This is a genomic window from Ensifer sp. GW821-FHT05G01 (assembly GCF_059419585.1).
Genome location: NZ_JBWKSC010000019.1, coordinates 51,354 through 69,915, shown reverse-complemented (window position 1 = coordinate 69,915; position 18,562 = coordinate 51,354). Strand labels below are relative to the sequence as shown.

18 protein-coding genes are annotated in these 18,562 nt (G+C 63.0%); 3 read left to right on the top strand and 15 right to left on the bottom strand.

Annotated features, from left to right (window positions below):
- Window positions 1-62: 62 nt before the first annotated feature.
- Entirely contained in the window at window positions 63-956 is an 894-nt protein-coding gene (locus AC07UR_RS32415; RefSeq protein WP_209793055.1) for a LysR family transcriptional regulator, read from the top strand.
- Between the two features lie 9 nt (window positions 957-965).
- On the opposite strand, the gene AC07UR_RS32410 is transcribed toward AC07UR_RS32415, so the two are convergent.
- From AC07UR_RS32410 to AC07UR_RS32385, 6 genes are all read right to left on the bottom strand, one after another.
- Complete coding sequence (locus tag AC07UR_RS32410) at window positions 966-2,186, bottom strand: adenylate/guanylate cyclase domain-containing protein (RefSeq protein ID WP_173421130.1); 1,221 nt, start codon at window positions 2,184-2,186, stop codon at window positions 966-968.
- Window positions 2,187-2,315: 129 nt separating this feature from the next.
- Window positions 2,316-3,218 (bottom strand): AraC family transcriptional regulator, encoded by a 903-nt coding sequence (locus tag AC07UR_RS32405; RefSeq protein ID WP_234942074.1) that lies wholly within the window; start codon window positions 3,216-3,218, stop codon window positions 2,316-2,318.
- Window positions 3,219-3,330: 112 nt separating this feature from the next.
- Window positions 3,331-3,579, bottom strand: coding sequence for an Atu4866 domain-containing protein (locus AC07UR_RS32400; protein ID WP_234942073.1), 249 nt, complete (start codon window positions 3,577-3,579; stop codon window positions 3,331-3,333).
- Between the two features lie 130 nt (window positions 3,580-3,709).
- Entirely contained in the window at window positions 3,710-4,444 is a 735-nt protein-coding gene (locus tag AC07UR_RS32395; RefSeq protein WP_209793051.1) for an SDR family oxidoreductase, read from the bottom strand.
- Window positions 4,445-4,609: 165 nt separating this feature from the next.
- Window positions 4,610-6,670 carry a 2Fe-2S iron-sulfur cluster-binding protein gene (locus AC07UR_RS32390; protein ID WP_209793049.1) on the bottom strand — a complete coding sequence of 687 codons (2,061 nt, stop codon included), beginning with the start codon at window positions 6,668-6,670 and terminating at the stop codon, window positions 4,610-4,612.
- A gap of 59 nt (window positions 6,671-6,729) precedes the next feature.
- On the bottom strand, window positions 6,730-7,341 hold the full coding sequence (locus tag AC07UR_RS32385; protein ID WP_209793048.1) for a glutathione S-transferase family protein: 612 nt from the start codon (window positions 7,339-7,341) through the stop codon (window positions 6,730-6,732).
- A 213-nt stretch (window positions 7,342-7,554) separates the two neighbouring features.
- Between AC07UR_RS32385 and AC07UR_RS32380 the strand changes: the two genes are divergently transcribed.
- Entirely contained in the window at window positions 7,555-8,448 is an 894-nt protein-coding gene (locus AC07UR_RS32380; protein WP_209793046.1) for a LysR family transcriptional regulator, read from the top strand.
- A gap of 39 nt (window positions 8,449-8,487) precedes the next feature.
- On the opposite strand, the gene AC07UR_RS32375 is transcribed toward AC07UR_RS32380, so the two are convergent.
- From AC07UR_RS32375 to AC07UR_RS32340, 8 genes are all read right to left on the bottom strand, one after another.
- Entirely contained in the window at window positions 8,488-9,444 is a 957-nt protein-coding gene (locus AC07UR_RS32375) for a DUF817 domain-containing protein (RefSeq protein ID WP_327795901.1), read from the bottom strand.
- 93 nt (window positions 9,445-9,537) lie between these two features.
- On the bottom strand, window positions 9,538-10,818 hold the full coding sequence (locus tag AC07UR_RS32370) for a TRAP transporter large permease (protein WP_173421124.1): 1,281 nt from the start codon (window positions 10,816-10,818) through the stop codon (window positions 9,538-9,540).
- Window positions 10,818-11,339, bottom strand: coding sequence for a TRAP transporter small permease (locus AC07UR_RS32365; RefSeq protein ID WP_209793042.1), 522 nt, complete (start codon window positions 11,337-11,339; stop codon window positions 10,818-10,820). The genes AC07UR_RS32370 and AC07UR_RS32365 overlap by 1 nt, the downstream gene beginning before the upstream one ends.
- 73 nt (window positions 11,340-11,412) lie before the next feature.
- Entirely contained in the window at window positions 11,413-12,387 is a 975-nt protein-coding gene (locus AC07UR_RS32360) for a TRAP transporter substrate-binding protein (protein WP_209793040.1), read from the bottom strand.
- A 60-nt stretch (window positions 12,388-12,447) separates the two neighbouring features.
- Window positions 12,448-13,329: an amidohydrolase family protein gene (locus tag AC07UR_RS32355; RefSeq protein ID WP_209793038.1), complete on the bottom strand. Its 882-nt coding sequence runs from the start codon at window positions 13,327-13,329 to the stop codon at window positions 12,448-12,450.
- Between the two features lies 1 nt (window position 13,330).
- The gene (locus tag AC07UR_RS32350; RefSeq protein ID WP_209793036.1) at window positions 13,331-14,467 is read right to left on the bottom strand and encodes a mandelate racemase/muconate lactonizing enzyme family protein; all 1,137 of its coding nucleotides are present in this window, start codon (window positions 14,465-14,467) and stop codon (window positions 13,331-13,333) included.
- Window position 14,468: 1 nt separating this feature from the next.
- On the bottom strand, window positions 14,469-15,374 hold the full coding sequence (gene kdgD / locus AC07UR_RS32345) for a 5-dehydro-4-deoxyglucarate dehydratase (RefSeq protein ID WP_209793034.1): 906 nt from the start codon (window positions 15,372-15,374) through the stop codon (window positions 14,469-14,471).
- 68 nt (window positions 15,375-15,442) lie between these two features.
- On the bottom strand, window positions 15,443-16,195 hold the full coding sequence (locus tag AC07UR_RS32340) for a FadR/GntR family transcriptional regulator (protein ID WP_209793032.1): 753 nt from the start codon (window positions 16,193-16,195) through the stop codon (window positions 15,443-15,445).
- Window positions 16,196-16,386: 191 nt separating this feature from the next.
- Between AC07UR_RS32340 and AC07UR_RS32335 the strand changes: the two genes are divergently transcribed.
- Window positions 16,387-17,184, top strand: coding sequence for an NAD-dependent epimerase/dehydratase family protein (locus AC07UR_RS32335; RefSeq protein ID WP_209793030.1), 798 nt, complete (start codon window positions 16,387-16,389; stop codon window positions 17,182-17,184).
- An 84-nt stretch (window positions 17,185-17,268) separates the two neighbouring features.
- Here the strand turns inward: AC07UR_RS32335 and AC07UR_RS32330 are convergent, their stop codons facing one another.
- A complete protein-coding gene (locus AC07UR_RS32330; protein ID WP_209793028.1) occupies window positions 17,269-18,525 on the bottom strand; it encodes a GGDEF domain-containing protein in 1,257 nt (418 codons plus the stop codon).
- Window positions 18,526-18,562 lie beyond the last annotated feature (37 nt).

The following is an 18,562-nucleotide window of genomic DNA, read 5'->3' as shown; positions in this document are numbered from 1 at the left end:
CGTCTTCCTCGCCCCGGATAATCATGCATAATCTGGCAACATAATCCGGAGATGCCGAACAAATGGACAGGTTCGACGCCATGCGCGTGTTTTCACGTGTCGTCGAGAGGCGCAGTTTCACGCAGGCCGCTGATGATCTCGGCCTGCCTCGCTCGACGGTGACGGATGCGGTCAAGCAACTGGAAGCGCGACTGGGCGTTCGCCTGCTGAAGCGAACGACACGACATGTCAGCCCGACATTGGATGGCGCCGCCTACCATCAGCGCTGTCTCTCCATTCTCGCTGATATCGAGGATGCGGAAGGGGCCTTTGCCGGTGCCAAACCCAAGGGCCTGCTGCGCATCGACGTGCACGGCACGCTCGCGCGACACTTCGTGTTGCCGAGCTTGCCCGCCTTTCTTGCGGCCTACCCGGAGATCGAGCTTTACATGAGCGAGGGCGACCGGCTGGTCGATCTTGTGCGGGAGGGCATCGACTGCGTGCTGCGGGTCGGCGAGCCGCAGGACAGCGACATGATCGGGCGACGCATGACGATGCTGGACGAGATCACCTGCGCGGCACCCGGCTATATTGCTCTCCACGGCAGGCCCGAAAGGTTCGATGCCATGGAAGGGCACCACATGGTCGGTTTCCGTTCGTCGACTTCAGGCGCTCCGATACCGCTCGAGTTCAAGGTTGGTGACAAGGTCGAACACGTCGCGCTGCCGGTGACGGTCGCAGTCAATGCCGCCGAAAGCTTCGTTGCCGCCGCTCGGCTGGGGCTCGGGCTCATTCAGGTGCCGCGATACCATGTCGAGCGCGACCTGCATGAGGGCAGGTTGGTCGAGGTGCTTGAAAGCTGCCGCCCGACGCCGACACCGGTTTTCCTGCTCTATCCGCGCAACCGCCAGCTTTCGCCGCGCGTGCGCGTCTTCATCGACTGGCTGGCCGGTGTTTTTGCCAAGGGCGGCGTTTGATCCGGGGCATCAGTCCGTCAACAGTTCCGGATCCCAGGTGAACAGTTCCTTGGCGCGGGCAATCCCGCGCAGCGCGAAACGCCCGAGCGAGACAGCGTCCGCCTGCAGCTGCTGCGGGCAGGCCTCGACGAAATCCGCCGACATGATCACCTGCCGCTCGATCGAGCGGCACATCGAGGCGATGCGGCTGACTTCGTTGACGGCAGGGCCGACGACGGTGAAATCGAGTCGGTTTTGGCTGCCGATATTGCCGTAGAATACCTCGCCGATGTGCAGGCCGAGATAGACATCGGTTGTCGGCTTTCCCTCCTCTTCCCGGCGGGCGTTCAACGCCACCAGCATGCGCCGCAATTGCCGCTCGGCGGCGATGGCATTGGTGCAGGCGGTGGTCGGCTCTTCCGCACTGAAGATGGCAAGCACGCCATCGCCGATCAATTTCAGGACACTGCCGCCGTGATCGTGGATGGCCGAAATGACCATGCCCGAATAGTCGTTGAGGAACGGGATGATGTCCTCCGGCGCGGCCGTGTCGGAAATCCGGGTGTAGTTGCGAAGGTCGGAAAACCACATGACGGTTTCGATGCGTTCGGCCTCGCCGCGCACGATGCTGCCTTCGACCACGCGCCTGCCCGCGTCGGCGCCGAGATAGACGTCGGCAAGCGTGCCGATAATGCGGACGCAGGACGTGGTCTTCACCGCAAGCGCCAGGGTCGGCAGCAGAATGCGAAGGGCCGCGATCTCCTCGTCGGTAAAACCGGTTTGCCGGCGCGTGGTCCAATAGGAATAGAAACAGTCCATTTCGCCGACGCGACCCCGGTCGGTGAAATGGTGGATCATGTTGAGGCAATCGGTATGTCCCTCTTCCTTCAGGCGGTCGAGGACCTGGTAGGGGACCGAAGGCTCGTGGGCGAGGCGCACGCGCCGCTCCGGTTCGCGTGCCGTCAGCATGTGGTAGAAGATCGAGCGATGCCAGTTCGCCTGCGCTTCTCCTCCCGTGGTCGCGGAGTATTGCACGACCTCCGGCGTCACATCGCTTTCGCTGTTCCATTGGAACGCGCGTCCTTCGAACTCCGGATGCAGCGTGTCGATCAGCCCTTGCGCCCGCGCAAGGTCGATGCCTGCGGCGCGACATTTCTCACAGAAACCGGCAAGCATTTCGGGTTCTTCCAGGCCTTTCAGTCCTTCTTCGGACAGCCAGAGAACGATGTCGCGGATCTGTTCGTTGTTCATTGCGGGTCCCGCCCTTGAGGTGCCGGTGGTTTGCGCTGGGGCCAGCCGGGCACACTATCAATAGCCCAGTCCGGCATGAGAACAAGCAACCCTTCGGGCCTCGGCAAGGTTCCGATGCGTTCCCGCATTTCAGGCCTCGAGCAGGTAGGAAGGCGCTGCCCGCAACCGCGCAATGTCGCGCAGCGGTGGCGCACCGAAAAGGCGGGCATATTCGCGTGAGAATTGCGACGGGCTGTCATAGCCGACATGGTGGCCCGCCGTCGCCGCATCGATGGATTGACCGAGGATCAGCCGGCGGGCTTCCTGTAGCCGAAGCTGCTTTTGGTATTGCAGCGGGCTCATCGCCGTCACCGCCTTGAAGTGCTGGTGAAAGGACGACAGGCCCATATTGGCTCTTGCCGCCAGATCCTCGATGCGCAGCGGCTTGCGGAAGTCGCGTTTGATGAGGTCGATCGCGCGGTTGACCTGGGTCAGCTTGCTTTCGGCGCGGGCAATCTGGCGCAGGCGATGGCCCTGTTCGCCCATCAGGAGCCGGAAAAGGATCTCGCGCTCTGCCAGCGGCGCCAGCACGGCGATTTCATCCGGCCGGTCGAGCAGGCGCAGCAGCCGGACGATGGCGTCAAGCATTTCGGGCGTCGTATCGCTGAGAAACAGGCCGGGTCCCGGGGCGCCGGCATCGGACGGCGATGACCCCATCTCGATCACCAGTGCGCTCAACATGGCCGGGTCCAGATCGAGGCGCAGGCAGAGATAGGGCTTTTCCGTCGATGCGTCGATGACTTGACCGATGACCGGCAGGTCGACCGAAACGGTGAGATACCGGTTGGGATCGTAGGTTTGCACCGTATCACCCAGCATCACCTGCTTGGATCCCTGCGCAATGAAACAGACGGCGGGTTGATGCAACGTGTGGATCGGTTCGGTCGGGTTCGACGACCGGATCAGGATGAGGTGCGGTATCCTTGTCGACAGCACGCCGTCGATGCCGCTGTTGCGCTCCATCAGTTGCTGGAATTCTTCGAGATCGCCCAAGGCCGTTTTCCTTCGCTGGGGAATGGCGCCCCGAAAAGGTTGGTCTTTTTCGAGGGCAAGTTCAACGGGATATCGAGGGAGCGGCAGATGTCGTCGGCCGCCGCTCCCTCTGTCACTCGTCTTTCCGGCGCAGGGTCATGCCGCCGTGGTGGAGCACGCCGTCGACAAAATTGCCGTCGGCGGTAAAGCCGGTATCGTCGACATAGTCGATATGATCGCCGGTCACCCAATAACGTCCCCGATAGGCGCTCTGTCGCTTGCCGCGCGCTTCGTCGTAACGGCCATTGGGCTGCAGGTTGTGGCGGACATGCCCGTCTTCGGTCACCCACATGCCGACATAGGGGTGCGGCGCCTGCTGCATGATTTTCTCCCGTGCCGATGACGGATCTGGCGAGATGGCGGAAAGGACAAGGCCGAACGTCGTCCAGGCTCCCGCTGCCATTGCTGTTGGAAAAGTGTGCTTCATCTGCGTGCGCTCCGCTTGAACCGGATCAGTGCGGGCTTGCCGTCGGGCGAACGATGATCTCGCTGACATCGACATCGTCAGGCTGCTCGATGGCATAGGCGATGGCCCGAGCGATGGCGGTGGCCGGGATGGCAATGCGCCGGAAGTCGCGCATTGCGCTGCGGGCGCTTTCGTCGGAGATGCTGTCCGCCAGTTCCGATTCGGTGACGCCCGGCGAGACGACGCTGACGCGGATGCGATCTGTCTCTTGTCGAAGGCCATCGGAGATCGCCCGGACGGCAAACTTGGTCGCGCAATAGACGGCTGCGGTCGGCGACACCGCATGACCGCCGATCGACGAGAGGTTGACGATCTGTCCGCGGCCTTGTTCGTTCATGAGGGGCAGACTGGCAGCGATGCCGTTCAGTACACCGCGGATGTTGACATCGATCATCCGGTTCCACTCGTCGACCTTGAGGGCGGACAGCGGCGACAGCGGCATGACGCCGGCATTGTTGACGATGACGTCGAGCCGGCCGAATTCTGAAACCGCATGGGCGACGAAGGCCTGCATGTCGGTAAGGTCGGTAACATCGAGCGCCTGGAAGCTGGCGGTGCCGCCGGCCGCGCGGATTTCGCCGGCAAGGGTCGCCAGCCGGTCGGCGCGGCGGGCGCCAAGGACGACGTGGGCACCTGCTGCAGCCAGATGGCGCGCAGTCGCTTCGCCGATGCCACTGCTGGCCCCGGTGATGGCGACGACTTTTCCTTGAACGTTGGACATGGCTGGTTCCTTTCTAGATGGGCCGAGAACGTCCCCGGCTCTGAAAGTCACCTTGCTCTATCCGCTCGATCGAGCGGTAGAACAGCGCTCCGGCATCCTTGCACGATTCTCCGAAAGCTTAGCGCCGACGCTGCTCGGCGTGTCGCAGGCCATGGTGCAGCTGAGTTAGACGGCCAATTGGAGGGCTTGCCCGTCATTTTCCGCCGGCACGGCGCAGCAGATCAAAGCCTCCCCCTGCCTGACCTCGAACGAGGGCTGCTGGGGATAGGCGACTTCGCCCTCGAGGACGCGGGTACTGCAACTGCCGCAGCTGCCGTTGCGACAGCCGTATTCGGGCGAAAGGCCGCGCGCCTCGGCCAGGTCGAGCAACGTGCCTTCGCCCGGCTGCCAGCGTGCTTCCTTGGCCGAGGTGGCAAAGATGATGCGCACAGGCGTACTCGACGGTGGCATTGCCGATGCCGGCACTCCGGGATCAGCGCTGCGCGTCAGCGAGGACAGGCCGAAGGTCTCCGCGTGGATACGGGCGTCGGCGACGTTGAGCCCACGCAACCCGTCATAGAGCGATTGCATAAAAGCCCGCGGGCCACAGAGGTAGAAGTCGTAATCGTCGAACGGCAGGACGGATTGCAGCAACGGCATATCAATGCGTCCGGCGGCGTCGTAGTCCTCGCCCTTGCGTGCGCCATCCGCCTGGCTGAGCACGCGGGTCAGGTGGATCTTGCCCTGGCCGGCATCGACGAGGGAGGCAATCTCCTCACCGAATGCGCGTTCGTCCAGACTGCGGGCCGATTGGAACAGCCACGTCGGACGGATTCTCCGCTTGCGCAAGCCCTCATAGAGGACGTCGTGCAACATCGCGATGACAGGAGTGATGCCGACACCGGCGGCAAGCAGCACCGCCGGACGGCGCTCCGTAGCGTCGATGACGAAGCTGCCGGCCGGCGCCCGCGCTTCGACAATGTCGCCCGGTCCGAGATCGTGCAGGAAGGACGAAGCCGCGCCTTGGCGCTTGATGCTGAGGCGATAGGGCCCGTCCGAAGGGGCGGCTGAGAGCGTGTAGCTTCGAACCACGGATTTGCCGTCCATCTGCAGCCGGATCGACAGATGCTGGCCGGCGCGGAACGGCGCCAGACCGGCATCATCAGCCGGTTCGAGGTAGAGCGAGCGGATGGTGGTGCTCTCCGATTGTGTCCGCACGATCCGAAACGGGCGCCATTCCCCGGCGCGGGCGGCGGCGCGCTGCCGATCCTCCGTCTGCTGCCAATCGCCGGTCATCAGCGAATTGGGCGACTGACCAGCCTCGCGATCAGACCAGCGAAGTGGCAAACCATCCGGACGGTAGACCACTTGCCGCGGTCGAAAGCGCCAGAGGCGTTCCGCGCCCTGGAATGCGTCGATTTCCGGCGAGGCGAGGACGACTTCCGCCTCGCCGGTCATTTGCAGCATGTCTCCGGTGGCAAAATCGACAAAAAGCAGCCCTGCCTTGGGGTTGAGCATGAAATTGCCCAGCGTGTTGAAAAACAGGTTGCCGGCGAAATCGGGGATCGTCAGCACGGCATCCTCGCCGATACGCACGAAACCGGCCTTGCCGCCGCGATGGGAAACATCGACCTGCCGCTCACCGTCGTCGCGGTCGACATAGGAGGCGACGAAAAATGTGTCGGCGTTAGCGATGATTTCTTTCGTGCGCGCATCGAGACCGCCGAGGTGAACGGCGCGCGTCCGCGGTGGAGCGGCTGGTTCACGCACGAACGAGAAATCCCGCAGCTGGATATATTGCGGACAGTTGCCGAAGCTCTGGCCGACGGAGACGGCAAAGCGATCGTCCGCCGGCCGGCGGATGGTGCCGTTCAGCCGGTTGCGGCGCCGGGTTTCAAGCTGAATGCCCAGCAAGGCGATAGCGTCGCCGTCCTCCATGCCATTGTCTGCGGGGTCGTTCCCGTCGCGGGGGAGCTGAAGTTCGAGGGCGTGTGCGTCCGGTGCCTGTATAAAACCCGGTTCGCCCGCCCGCAGGCTTGCCCAGGCATCACCGGCGGGATCGACGGCGCCAAGGACGATGAAGGGCAGCATCGGAAAGAACTGCCGGTGCTGCTCGGGCATGAAGGCGCGAACGAAGTTGCGGCCCGGCGCGTCCATGCGTTCGACGACCCCGAGACTCCGTTGAATGGCAAGTTCGCCCTCGTGCCAGGGTGACGCGGCGGTGGTCGGTGCAAGTGTGTCCGGCATCGGCTTTCTCCTTGCTGACGGGAAAGGCCGGGGCGGAGCGTTCCGCACCGGCAGCGCAATCAGGCGGCGAGGCCCGCCGCCGTTTTCTGGAAGCCCACGAAACCGGGCAGGGCCTCGATGCGTCCAAGCCAGGCCTTGACGTTGGCGTAGCCGCTGAGGTCGACGTTGCCTTCGGGCGCACTGGAGACATAGCTGTAGAGCGCGACGTCGGCGATCGTCGGCCGGCTGCCGAGCAGGAAGTCGCGGTCGGTGAGTTCGTCTTCGATCAGTTGCAGGATGCGGTGCGCCCTGGCGATCACTTCCTCCGGCCGAAGACCCGCGCCGAAGACAGTCACGAGCCTTGCAGCGGCCGGGCCATACGCGATTTCGCCGGCGGCGACCGATAGCCATTTCTGCACTTTCGCCGCGCCGGCGGGATCTTCCGGCAGCCAGTCGGAGCGACCGAGCTTCTTGGCGAGATACACGAGGATGGCGTTAGAGTCGCTCACGATAGTGCCGTCATCGTCAAGCACCGGAACCTGTCCGAAGGAATTGAGCTTTAGGAAATCGGGCGCCTTGTGGGCCTTTGCCAGGAGGTCGACGTCGACAAGCTCATGCGGCACGCCCAGCAGAGCCAAAAAGAGCTGGGCGCGGTGCGAGTGGCCCGAGAGTGGATGGCGGTAAAGTTTCATCTTGCGTGTCCTCTTGTATCGCAGCCCGCCGACGGATCAGCCGCCGGAAGCACCATGTGCAATCATTCGGCAGCGAGAACCGGTTTTCTCGGAGCGAGCTCAGCGTCTACGGGCGCTTCGGAATGAACCGCCTTCCTCAACAATCTATGCCCTTCCGGAATTTGGTTGTAGAATGTCATTCTGGTAGATGGATTCTCGTAAACTGGAAGGCAAATGGATCGACTGGATGCAATGACCGTGCTTCTCGGCGTCGTCGAGGGCGGGAGCCTGTCTGCCGCATCGCGGCGGCTTCGCATGCCGCTGGCGACGGTCAGTCGCAAGGTTTCGGAACTGGAAACCCATCTCGGTGCGCAATTGCTCACCCGAACCAATCGCCGGATCCAGCTGACGGAGGCCGGGCGAACCTATGTCGACGCGGCGCGAGAAATCCTCGCGCGTGTCGACGAGGCGGAACGGGTGGCGGCTGGGGAATACACGACGATCAAGGGCGATCTGACCATGACGGCACCGATCGTCTTCGGACGGCTGCACGTGCTGCCCGTCGTCGTCGATTTCCTCAAAGCCAACCCTGACGTCAACATGCGCCTGTCTTTGGGCGACCGGCTCGTCAATCTCGTCGACGATCACATCGATGTCGCGCTCAGGATCGGCAACCTGCCGGACAGCAACCTGATCGCCACGAAACTCGGCACGATAAGGCGGGTCGTCTACGCGAGCCCAAGCTATTTGGGTCGGAATGGACAGCCGGGTCATCCGAGCGAGCTTGCCGACCACGATTGCATCACGTTCGAAGGCTTGATGTCGAACCGGACCTGGAGCTTTGTCGACGGGAAGGACGAGATCGCTGCCCCGATCCGGTCACGCCTCGCGGTCAACACGGCCGAGGCCGCAGTCGACGCTGCCATTTTCGGGCTCGGCCTGACACGCGTTCTGTCCTATCAGGCGGCACGCGCGGTTGCCGATCGTCTGCTTGTGCCGGTGCTGGAGACGTTCGAACATCCGGCGCTGCCGGTTCAGCTGGTCTACCTGCCGCAGGGTCACGTGCCGATGAAACTGCGAGCCTTCGTCGATTTCGCGGCTCCCCGGCTCAGAGCTGTGCTGAGATGACAACGCCAGAACCACCCCCAACGGATATTTCCCCTGATATCACCGGCTGATCTGCGGTGCCTCGCCGATGATGGCGCCTCGGTCAGCCGTCGCGATGGGCAGGTCACCCGCCTGCCGAAGTTGATGCATCGCTTGCAGCGGGCGCGGTCGGTGGACGAGCGTGACCAGCACGAAGGACAGGATCATCAGCAGATACCACGCACCCAGCTTCTGCAGCGACACCAGCGTCCAGCCGGCGTGTTGCGAGGGATAGATCCAGGCGCGCGACCACGTTCCGATATTCTCGGCAAACCAGATGAACAGGGCAATGAGCAGAAAGCCGATCAGCAGCGGCATGCGATGCCGGAACCGGAAGACGCGGTAGTGCACGGTCGTGCGAAAGAACAGGATCGCGATGATGGCAAACAGCAGATAGCGCAGATCCACGACGAAGTGGTGGGTGAAGAAGTTGGCATAGATGGCGAGAGCCAGGAGCACTGTTGCCCAGCGCGGAGGATAATGGGTGTAGTGCAAATCGAGAATGCGGGTCACGCGAGCAAGGTAGGAGCCGACGGCGGCATACATGAACCCTGAAAACAGCGGCACGCCGCCGATGCGAAAGACGCTGGGTTCCGGATAGATCCAGGAACCGACGGACGTCTTGAAGATCTCCATCAGCGTGCCGACGATATGGAAGATCAGGATGACCTTGGCTTCGGCAATGGTCTCGAGCTTGAAGGCCAGCATGAGAAGCTGGATGCCGAGCGCGGCGAGGAACAGGAAATCGTAGCGGGCAAGGCCGATCTCGTCCGGCCAGAACAGCTTGGTTGCAATCATCAGCGCGAGCAGGGCGCCGCCGAAGAGACATGCGAAAGCCTGTTTGATGCCGAAGACGAGAAATTCCGTCAGACCGCCAGGGATGCCATCGCGTGGAAGCCTGTCGAGCAGCCGGTGCGCGGCCGCATCGATGCGCGCTTCCAGTGATGTGAAACGTCTGTCATCCGATCGCTGCGCCACGCGATTCGCCTCCATCCCGGTGTCGCAGGTGCGATGCCGGGGCAATGCGGTCGAATTGTGGATCGGCCCGAACCTGAACGCTCGGCCTGACGGCTATCGGAAGAGGCTCGGCAGCCAGAGGGACAGGCCGGGGATGTAGGTGACGAGCATCAGGACGGCGATGCTGGCGCCGAAGAACGGCCAGATGGTGCGCATCGCCTCGCGGATCGAAATGCCGCCAACGGCGCAGCCGACGAAGAGCACGGTGCCGACCGGCGGCGTGTTGAGGCCGATGCCGGCGTTCAGGATCATCACCACGCCGAAATGCACCGGGTCGATGCCGAACGCCTTGACCACCGGCAAAAGCACGGGCGTGCTGATGATCACCAGCGGCGCCATGTCCATGAAGGTGCCGAGCAAGAGCAGGATGATGTTGATCAGCAAAAGCACGATGATGGGATTGTCGGAGATCGCGCTGATGGCGGCGACCATGCCCTGTTGGACCTGCAGGAATGCCATCAGCCAGCCGAAGGAGGCGGCGGTGCCGATCACCAGCAGCACCATCGCGGTGGTGCGCACCGCCTGAAGCACCGCCTCGACGAAGCCTTTCCAATCGAGTTCGCGGTAGACGAGAAGTGCTACGAGCAGGGCATAGAACACCGCGATGCAAGAGCTTTCCGTTGCCGTGAAGATGCCCGAGCGCACGCCGCCGAAGATGATGCCGATCAGCAGCAGCCCCGGCAGCGAGGCGAGCAGATAGAAACCGAGGCGGCGAAGCCCCGGGAAGGGCTCCGATGGGTATCCTTTTTTCCGCGCCACCACATAGGCCGTGACCATCAGGGCTGCGGCGAGCAGAAGGCCGGGCAGGATGCCGGCGGTGAAGAGATCGGCGACGGAGACATTGCCGCCGGCGGCGATTGAATAGAGGATCATGTTGTGCGAGGGCGGGATCATCAGCGCGATGATCGCCGCATTGACCGTGACATTGACGGCGTAGCTGCGGTCGTAACCGCGCGCCGCCATCTGCGGGATCATCAGCCCGCCGACGGCGGATGCGTCGGCGACGGCGGAGCCTGAAATGCCGCCGAACAGCGTCGAGGCGACGATATTGACCTGGCCGAGGCCGCCGCGCAGATGGCCGACGATGCCGGCGGCAAATCGGATCAGCCGGTCGGCGATGCCGCCGCGCACCATCAGGTCGCCGGCAAAGATGAAGAACGGGATCGCCATCATGGCAAAAACGTTCATGCCGGAATTCATCTGCTGGAAGACGACGATCGGCGGCAGGCCCATGTAGATGACGGTGGCGAGCGACGCGATGCCGAGGCAGAACGCGATCGGCATGCCGATCATCATCAGGATGGTGAAGGTGCCGAAGAGAATGCTGTAGGCCACTATGCCGCCTCCTGAATAACGATATCGGCGACCGGGGCCTCACCGAGCACAACATCGGCGAGCCGCTCTGCCGCAAACAGCGCGATCAGCAGGCCGCCGGCGATCATCGGAAAGAAGTCGACGCCACCCGGCCAGCCGAGCACGGGGATCGTCGCGGCCCAGGTGCCGACGGAAAGCAGGGTCGAATAGAAGCTCATCGAAAGGCCAAAGAGCACGATCAGGGAAAGGCTGACGAGATCCATCAGGCGCTGAACGGCTGGCGATGCCGAGTGGCGGACGAAGTCGAGCCCCAGATGCACGCTCTCGCGCACGCCGACGGCGGCGCCGAGCAGGATGAACCAGGACATCAGATGCAGCGACAGAGGTTCGGACCAACTGGGCGTGTCGTTGAGCACGTAGCGGGCAAAGACCTGCCAGCCGACGATGGCCGTCATGGAGACCAGTCCCACACCCGAGATGTAGAGCGAGAGCCGGCTGAGCCGGGTAAGCGCAGGCCTGACGGCCTGCAAAAAACGCCACATTGCCGTATCCTCCATAGGCTGCAGACGAGAGGAGGGCCCGGCCGATGAGACCGGACACTCCGTTGTGGGTGGGCTAGTTGATGGCGCGGATCCGCTCGAGCAGATCCTTCATCTGAGGATCGGTGACGAAGCGGTCGTAGACGGGCTTCATCGCCGCGGAGAACTCTGCCTTGTCGACAGTGACGACATTGGCGCCGGCTGCGCGAACCTTTTCCTCCGAGGCCTTTTCGCGCGCGGTCCAGAGCTCGCGCATCTTGACGACCGATTCCTTCGCCGCTTCCTTCAAGACCTTCTGATCGTCGGGCGAAAGCTTGTCCCAGCTCAGCTTTGAGATCACCAGGATTTCCGGATTGAGGGAGTGTTCGGTGAGTGTGTAGTTCTTGGCAACCTCGAAATGCCTGGAGGATTCGTAGGACGGCCAGTTGTTTTCAGCCGCATCGACGACGCCTGTCTCAAGCGAGGAATAGACCTCGCCGAAAGGCATCGGCGTGGCATTGGCGCCGAAGGCTTCCATCATGGCGATCCAGAGATCCGACTGCTGGACGCGAACCTTCATGCCCTTGAGATCGGCGAGTTTCTCGATGGGCTTCTTGGTCGAATAGAACGAACGCGCGCCGGAATCGTAGAAGGCAAGTCCGATCAGTCCATGCGGTTCGAAGGCGGCCAGCACTTCGTCGCCGATCGGGCCGTCGACGGTCTTGTGCATGTGTTCGGTCGAGCGGAACAGGAAGGGAAGTCCGAGCACCACGGTCTGCGGTACCAGGTTGTTGAAAGGTGCCGCGTTGACGCGGTTCATGTCGATAACGCCGAAGCGGGTCTGCTCGATCGTGTCCTTCTCGCTGCCAAGCGCTGCGTTGTTGGTGACGTCGATCTTGATGCGGCCGTTGGTGCGCTTGGCGACCAGCTCGCCCATGTATTTCACCGCATCGACGGTCGGATAACCGTCCGGGTGGATGTCGGCCGAGCGCAGGGTAATTTCCTGCGCCTGCAGGCTGCCGGCGCCAAGGGCAACGCCCAGGGCCAGGCAAAGCGTTTTTGCGATATTCATTGTGTCCTCCTCCTTCTTGAAACGCCGAAGCCTCCTCGCTCCGGACGCATGCGGGTGGCTTCAGGCAACTCCGTCCGTGAATGGCTTCAAGCCAAAGAGCCGTTCAGGATTTTCGACGAGCACGCGATGACGGATCTCGGCGTCGGGCAGCCAGCCCAGGACCGTGTCGGTCAGCGCAGCATCGTCGGGATAGTCGGCATTGGTCTTTGCAAGGTTGTGTGGCCAGTTGCTGCCCCAGACGATGCGCTCCGGCGCATGAGCGGCGATCGCTCGCGAAAGGGCTGCCACATCGGCATAGTCAGGACCGCCGGTCTTTGAGGATTCATAGGCGCCGGCGAACTTGAACCAGCAGTTGCCTCCATCGATCAGCCGCTTGACGGCGGCGACCTCGGGACCATCCGGTGCGGCGCCTGAGAAGAACTTGCCGTGATGATCGAAGACCCAACGGGATTTGAGTTTCTTAAGCCTCGGTTCGTGCTCGAGGATATCGCTGCCGTCGAACTGGACGGCGACCATCCAGTTGCGTGCGGCGGCACGGGCATCCACGGCTTCCAGTTCATCGAGGGCAACGCCGCCGCCGGGCAGGTCCATGATCCTTGCGCCGATGATGCCGGCCGCCGCCCAGGCGTCCAGCTCCCTATCCGAGGTTTCCGCGCCGAAGGCGGCGACCCCTCGGGCGATGTCACCCATCGCATTCAGGCAGGCGATCAGGTTGGCATTGTCACGCTGATGGGCATTGCCCTGGGTGATGATGACCCTGTCGATGCCGAGCCAGCGCATGAATTGTCTGTATTGATCCGCATCGGGCAGGGCGCCGGCGGGAAGCGCGGGTCCGCCGGGAAGGGCGGGAAAACCGGGCAGATACATATGCATCTGCGTATCGACCGTGCCTGGTGGCAGCGGGATCTTGGACGGGCGACCGGAGAGCGTTCTGACCAGCATCTCAATCATCCCTCATCCGGAACTCGGCAAGCGCATCGCGGTCGATCTCGATGCCAAGTCCCGGGCCAGAGGGGATTTTGACCACCCCCTGCTCATGCTCGATCGGGGTTTTGATCACCGCCTGTCTGAACGGGTTTTCGGTGCGATCGAATTCGAGGATCGGCTCGATCGGATTGACGCGAACCGGATTGGGCACCATCGCCGCCATGAATTGCAGGGCGGCGGCAATATGGATTGCCGTGCCCCAGACATGCGGCACGATGCGCACACCGTGAAGTGCTGCCATGTCGGCGACGCGGCGCGCCTCGGTGAAACCGCCGACACCGGCCAGATCGGGTTGGAGGATGTCGACGGCGCGGGTCTCGACCGGCTCGCGCATGCCCCATCGGCTGTGCCAGGTTTCGCCGCCGGCAACCGGTATCGGCTGGCCGGCGCGCACTTCGCGATAGGCGCCCAGCTGTTCCGGCACCACCGGTTCCTCGAACCAGTCGATGTCCAGGTCGGCGGCCTTGCGGCCGAATTCGAGCGCTTCGAGCACGTCGTAGCCGTGATTGGCATCGACCATCAGCCGCATGTCCGGCCCGACGGTCTCGCGCACCGCACGCACCACGGCAAGGTCTTCTTGCACGCCGAAGCCGATCTTGATCTTGCTGGCGTGAAAACCCTCCGCGCGATAGCGCGCGACTTCGGCGGCATTGTCCTCGACGCGGTCGACGCCGTCGCGCTTGAAGCTGCCGGTGGCGTAGGCGCTGACGGTTTCGCGGAAGCGACCACCGAGTAGCGTGGAGACCGGAACGCCGAAATGTTTGCCCTTGATATCCCAAAGCGCGATGTCGATGCCTGAAAGGGCAGTCACCGCCAGCCCGCGCTGGCCTTGGTCGCGCAGCGCGTTATAGAGCCGTGCCCAGATCTTTTCGGTTTCGAGCGGATCGGCGCCGATGAGCCAGGGCGTGTAGGCGGCGACCACCGCGGTATTCGGCCTGGCCGGTCCGAGGCATTCGCCCCAGCCGGTGGTGCCGTCGTCGCAGACGATCTCCACCAGCACATGGGCGCGCCGGTCGAAGCGCATCGAGGCGCTTTGAAACGGCACCGCCAGGCGGTGCTCCAGGAGATGCGTGCGGACGGCTGCGATCTTCATCCTAGCGTTTCCAGGGTGCGATAAGCGTTGCAAGCATGTCTTCTTCCTGCGGCGTCAGGTCGTCGAGCGGCGGCCGAACCCCACCCGCATCGAAACCCTGCAGCCGGACGCCGGCCTTGATCGCGGCGACGGCGTAGCCCTTGCGGCGGTTGCGGATCGCCATGAAGGGGTAAAAGAAATCGCGCAGGATCTCTTCGCAGCGCGCCCGGTTTCCGGCGCGCAATGCCTTGTAGAATTCGACGGCGAGCCCGGGCACGAAATTGAAGACCGCCGAGGAATAGGTGGTGAAGCCGGCGCCGAGATAGGCTTCGGCAAACAGCTCGGCCGTCGGCATGCCGCCGAGATAGGTGAGGCGGTCGCCCATCGTCGCGGTAATCTGGCGGATAAGGCCGATATCGCCCGTTCCATCCTTGAAACCGATGAGGTTCGGGCATTCGTCGCAAAGACGTCTCAAGGTGTCGACGGTCAGCACCGAATTGTCGCGGTTATAGACCATGACGCCAATGCCGACCGACCGGCAGATTTCCCTCACATGAACGAAGAGCCCCTCCTGCGGCGCGTCGATCAGGTAATGCGGCAGAAGCAGGATGCCGTCGGCGCCGGATTTTTCGACCGCGCGCGCCAGTTCGACGCCGATCTCGGTGCCGAAACCGCATCCCGAAACGATCGCGGTCTTGCCGGCCGCCTCTTTTGCGGCGGAGACGATGCCGGGAATTTCCTTCGGCGAAAGCGAAAAGAATTCGCCGGTCCCGCCGGCGGCAAACAGCACCGGGGCGTCGAAACCGGACAGCCATTCGACATGGCGGCGGTAGCTCTCTGAATGGAATTTTCGCTCGGCATCGAAATGCGTCACGGGGAATGACAACAGGCCGGCGCCAAGCGCGGCCTTGATTTCTTGCGGCGTCATGCTCGATTCCCCTGCCTGCCTCCTCTGGCAAAGTTGTCGTACATGTATGATGGGTTTATGTCAATGAATTATCGTACAGGTGCGCGCTGTTCGCGAAGCAGTGTGCGGTAACGCGCCTGGCTGCCGCGCAGATGACGCCGCATCGCCTCGCGGGCCCCTTCTTCGTCGCCGTTGGATATGGCGAAGACGATGTCGTTATGCTCGTTGTCGAGCATGGCGATGTAGGCGGACTGGTCCTGCTCGCTGTCGTCGTTGCGCAGGGCGCCGCGCGGAATGACGTTGCGCCCGATCATGGCCAGGAATTCGCGGAAGCGCGGGTTGTTGGTGGCCTCGGCTATGGCGAGATGCAGGGCGAAGTCGGCCTCGACGCTGGAGATGCCGGCATTCAGGCAGGCGCGCACCGCATAGTGCCGTTCGATGATCACCTCTTCCTGTGCCGGCGAGCGGCGCAGGGCCGCAAGCCCCGCGGCTTCCACCTCGACCGCCGTGCGCAGTTCCAGGAGTTCGATCATCGAGGATACGCGCACCGGATCAACGCCCTGAAGGAAAAGCGGTGCCGCGCCGGCAACGGGCGGCGTGTCGAGGACGAAGACGCCAGCGCCTTGGCGCGGCTCGACCAGGCGGTCCGCTCGAAGAGCTGCGATCGCCTCGCGCACGACCGTTCGGCTGACGCCATGGATCTCTGAGAGTTGCGCCTCGCTTGGTAACTTGCTGCCTGGTGGGAATTGCCCCCCGGTTATTGCCCGTCGCAAAGTGTCGCCAAGCCTCGAGGTCAACGTGCCTGTTCCGGTGCCCGGCTCCAGCTTCGTTTGAACACTCATCTCGTCTCCTTCTCGTGGCCATTGGCCGTCGCGTCAGCTCTCTTTGCTCCACCCATATGCCAGATTATTCGGCCTATGGCATCACAGGACCGATTTATTGACGCAATTGCACCAACATGTATGATGAGTTGGGCTCAAATGCAATGTATCGATAGCCGGACCGACAGCGCGCCGGCGGCGGAGGATGTGACTTGAAGCGATTGTTGATCACCGGGGCTGCGGGGGCGCTGGGCCGCGCCATGCGGCCGCGTATTGCCCATCTGGCCGAGGTCGTGCGCGTCTCGGATATTGCCGATCTCGGCAGCGCGGCGCCACACGAGGAGATCATGACCTGCGATCTCGGCGATGCGGCGGCCGTCGATCGGTTGGTCGAGGGTTGCGACGCCATTCTTCATCTGGGCGGCATTTCGGTCGAGGACAAGTTTTCGAAGATCCTCAATGCGAACCTTTTGGGCCTCTACAATCTCTATGAAGCCGCGCGGGCGCATGGCCAGCCGCGCATTCTGTTCGCCAGTTCCAACCATACGGTCGGATTCTACCGGCAGGACGAGCCCGTGGCGGCGGATGCGCCGATGCGTCCCGATGGTCTCTATGGTGTTTCGAAATGCTTCGGCGAGGCGCTGGCTCGGATGTACTTTGAAAAGTTCGGCCAGGAGACCGCGCTGGTGCGCATCGGTAGCTGCATGGAGAAGCCGACCAACCACCGCATGCTGTCGACCTGGATGTCCTATGACGATTTCGCCGCTCTGATCGCAGCCGTGTTCCGGGCGCCGATGCTCGGCTGCCCGATCGTCTGGGGCATCTCGGACAATGACAGCCGCTGGTGGGACAACGGCCATGCCGCCTATCTCGGCTGGCGGCCGCGCGACAATGCCGAACGTTTTCGTGCCGAACTGGAATTGTCTCCCGGCCGGCCGGAGCCATCGTCTCCACTTGCCGTCTATCAGGGCGGAATGTTCACACGAGACCCGATCTTTACCGAGGAGTAGCCGGCTGGGCACGGCGGCCGACCTCCAGAAGAAAACCGGCCCTTCGATCACGTCGGCGCAACGATTAAGGCAGGTGCGATGCACCTAGGCGCAGTGCGCCATCGAACCTCTCTCGGTCCTCCCCGGGGAAGGCGCCGGCTCGGCCGGTTGGGCCGCCAGCCCCGATGCAAACCGCGCAGCACCGTCCTTGCCGGTGACCCAGACGGAGTTTCTCCCGGCAGCCTTTGCCGCATAGAGTGCGCGGTCGGCGGACGACAGAAGCTCGCTCGCTTCCTGCTCGTTGCCGACAAAGGCGACGCCGATACTGACCGTTGCCGAAAGCGTGGTGTTTCCTGCCCTGACGAGCGCGTGCTCGAAGGCAACGCGGATATCTTCGGCGATCACTGCGGCCTGCGACCGGTCGACCCCGGGGAAGCAGGCAGAAAACTCTTCACCGCCCATGCGCGCGAGGAAGGCCCGGCCGCCTACGGCTAGCGAGATGACGGCGGCACATTCGATGAGCACCTTGTCGCCGACCGCGTGGCCATAGCGATCGTTGACGGCCTTGAAGTGGTCGATGTCCATGTACATCAACGCGCCTTCAGCGGGCTTTGTCGCAAGGTAGGTCTCGAGTTTTGCCATGAAGGCGCGCCGGTTCTGCACGCCGGTCAGGGCATCGGTTTCCGACGCCAGCTTGTACCTGTACTGCGTCCGCTCCTTGATCAGTGCGAAAAACGAGAAGCCGCCCGCCAGGCTATGAATGAACAACTCGAACGTTAGGAGCTGGTACCACAGCGGCTGCTCGGCGCCCGACGCCGTGTTGCCGAAAAGCGGCCAGACGAAGATGAGCGGGATGCGCACCAGATAAAACAGCCCATGCGTCGCGAAGAGAAACGCAACGATGTAGGAACTTGGAAGCTTCCGGAAATTGTCGGAACGAAAGATCTCGACCGCGATCATGGCCGAATAGACGAAGATCAGCGCCGAAAACAGCACGATCCTGCTGGTAACGTCATTCTGGACGTAGTCGGAAAAGCCGGTAACCAGCAGCCACAGTGCCGGTCCGGCCAAGGCGGATGCGATCTTCATCGGCTGGTTGTCGAAAGCACGCAAGCCGAGCCAGATCATCGCGATCCCCAGCACCGCAAGAGCATTGCCCAGCGAAACGGCGACGAAGGAATAGTCGGGGCCTCTGAGAGCCAGCAGGGTAAACCCCAGAGCCGCGACCAGAAACGCACAGGACCACAGCCGCAGTTCAAGGCTGTTGCGCTCCTGACGCGAAGCGAGCGCGAAGAACACAGCAAAGACCACAAGCGTGGCGAAAGAGCTCAGCATGATCGTCGGGGTATGTAGTGCTTCCACCGTCAACTCCTGGATTCCGCGGCACGTTATGCGCCGG

Bases quoted from the DNA above. Each gene is read 5' to 3' on its own strand.
- AC07UR_RS32415 (WP_209793055.1), top strand. From the start codon at position 63: ATGGACAGGTTCGACGCCATGCGCGTGTTTTCACGTGTCGTCGAGAGG.
- AC07UR_RS32410 (WP_173421130.1), bottom strand. From the start codon at position 2,186: ATGAACAACGAACAGATCCGCGACATCGTTCTCTGGCTGTCCGAAGAA.
- AC07UR_RS32400 (WP_234942073.1), bottom strand. From the start codon at position 3,579: ATGCAGCAGGCGCCGCACCCCTATGTCGGCATGTGGGTGACCGAAGAC.
- AC07UR_RS32395 (WP_209793051.1), bottom strand. From the start codon at position 4,444: ATGTCCAACGTTCAAGGAAAAGTCGTCGCCATCACCGGGGCCAGCAGT.
- AC07UR_RS32390 (WP_209793049.1), bottom strand. From the start codon at position 6,670: ATGCCGGACACACTTGCACCGACCACCGCCGCGTCACCCTGGCACGAG.
- AC07UR_RS32385 (WP_209793048.1), bottom strand. From the start codon at position 7,341: ATGAAACTTTACCGCCATCCACTCTCGGGCCACTCGCACCGCGCCCAG.
- AC07UR_RS32380 (WP_209793046.1), top strand. From the start codon at position 7,555: ATGGATCGACTGGATGCAATGACCGTGCTTCTCGGCGTCGTCGAGGGC.
- AC07UR_RS32365 (WP_209793042.1), bottom strand. From the start codon at position 11,339: ATGTGGCGTTTTTTGCAGGCCGTCAGGCCTGCGCTTACCCGGCTCAGC.
- AC07UR_RS32360 (WP_209793040.1), bottom strand. From the start codon at position 12,387: ATGAATATCGCAAAAACGCTTTGCCTGGCCCTGGGCGTTGCCCTTGGC.
- AC07UR_RS32355 (WP_209793038.1), bottom strand. From the start codon at position 13,329: ATGCTGGTCAGAACGCTCTCCGGTCGCCCGTCCAAGATCCCGCTGCCA.
- AC07UR_RS32350 (WP_209793036.1), bottom strand. From the start codon at position 14,467: ATGAAGATCGCAGCCGTCCGCACGCATCTCCTGGAGCACCGCCTGGCG.
- kdgD (WP_209793034.1), bottom strand. From the start codon at position 15,374: ATGACGCCGCAAGAAATCAAGGCCGCGCTTGGCGCCGGCCTGTTGTCA.
- AC07UR_RS32340 (WP_209793032.1), bottom strand. From the start codon at position 16,195: ATGAGTGTTCAAACGAAGCTGGAGCCGGGCACCGGAACAGGCACGTTG.